Origin of the sequence: Acinetobacter sp. 1566109 (assembly GCF_000582255.1) — a bacterium.
GTDB lineage: Bacteria > Pseudomonadota > Gammaproteobacteria > Pseudomonadales > Moraxellaceae > Acinetobacter > Acinetobacter nosocomialis.
Map to the genome: position 1 here is coordinate 1 of NZ_JEYB01000179.1, position 1,394 is coordinate 1,394.

Here is a 1,394-nt window from a genome sequence, read left to right on the forward strand (position 1 = left end):
GTGTTCAATATCTTTCTATTCGCTATACCAATCGTTTAGAAGCTGCAAATTTACGAGCATCAGTCGGTACGACTGGTGATTCATACGATAATGCTTTGGCTGAAACGGTGAATGGCTTATACAAAACAGAGGTGATTGAATATTTAAAAGCAGATTGGCAAGGTTTAGCAGATGTACAACTTGCGACACTAAACTGGGTAGATTGGTTCAATAAAAAGCGTGTACACAGTGCACTGGGTTATGTATCGCCTTTTGAGTTTGAAGCAATGTACTATGATAAGATTAATCCGTTAGGTCAGGTGGCCTAACTTAAATAAAAAAGTCTCCGACAAACCCGGTACGGTTCAATTGAATTATTTTATAATCATCGAAGAATTCAAAAGGGTTTGGGTTTTAAGACACCAAATCAAATGGCCGAAGACTTTTATAAGTTGGCTGCCTAGAATCTCCCAAGGGAAAGTCTCCTGATAATTCAGCGTATATCATATGATCTTTGCCGGTTAAATCTTAGTAATGTCCAGTTAAATTCTGATCATCAACTACTAATTGGTAAGATACTTAACATAAGCTCTCCATTTAAGGAGTTAGACTCTTTAACTTATGATGATCTACCAAGTTTTAATATGTTAAATAACATAAGCTTGTTGGAATAATTAAGACATGAGCTATATCATTGCCTTTGTTAGTTATACTGATTTTACCGATAAAAAATATCCTGTGCAGTGTTTTCGTACAGATCTTAAGGTGAATGACATTGTGCTAGTTCGTCGAACAGATGGACAATTAAGATTTGCTACAGTTTTAAAATTAGAATATTTAAATTGGGATTGTAAAGGCTTCATCCTTTGTAAAAAATCAGAATGTTCTATTGATGATCATGGTAATTTATGCCCTCCGTCTAACTCAGCTATTATATTTGGAGTTGCGACTCCTGAAGTTTTCACAAAAAAATTAATAGATTCAGGATGGATATTACTGAGACCTCATAGTGCAACTTATAGAAAAATCTTAACAAAAACTAATGGATCACAGATTGCATATATTTTTATTAGAAAAAATGGAATTGATCTTCAGATTCTTCCTATGAACCGTACCGGGTTTGTCGGAGACCACTTTTCTTGAGAGAATGTCCCGATGAAAAAAGTAAAATACACCCCTGAAATCAGAGATAGAGCGGTTCAATTATTGATTGAATCCGAAAAAGATTATCCATCGAATTGGGCTGCGATCACAGCAATTGCGCCTAAGATTGGTTGTACTCCTGAAACACTTCGTGTTTGGTATCAAAAATATTTAGATAAACAAAATCCAGTTAAAGTACAGCAGCTTTCAGACCAAGAACGTATCAAACAACTCGAACGCGAAAATAAAGAACTGCAACGCGCCAATGAGAT

At 35.4% G+C, this 1,394-nt stretch carries 3 protein-coding genes; all 3 read left to right on the forward strand.

Features of this window, described 5'->3' with window-relative positions:
- A partial coding sequence (locus tag J582_RS25210; protein WP_032023782.1) for an integrase core domain-containing protein occupies window positions 1–308 on the forward strand: 308 nt, incomplete at its 5' end.
- Window positions 309–660: 352 nt separating this feature from the next.
- Complete coding sequence (locus J582_RS25215; protein ID WP_228131718.1) at window positions 661–1,122, forward strand: hypothetical protein; 462 nt, start codon at window positions 661–663, stop codon at window positions 1,120–1,122.
- Between the two features lie 12 nt (window positions 1,123–1,134).
- Window positions 1,135–1,394, forward strand: a 260-nt coding sequence (locus tag J582_RS25220) for a transposase (protein ID WP_032048270.1), incomplete at its 3' end; no start/stop codon positions are given.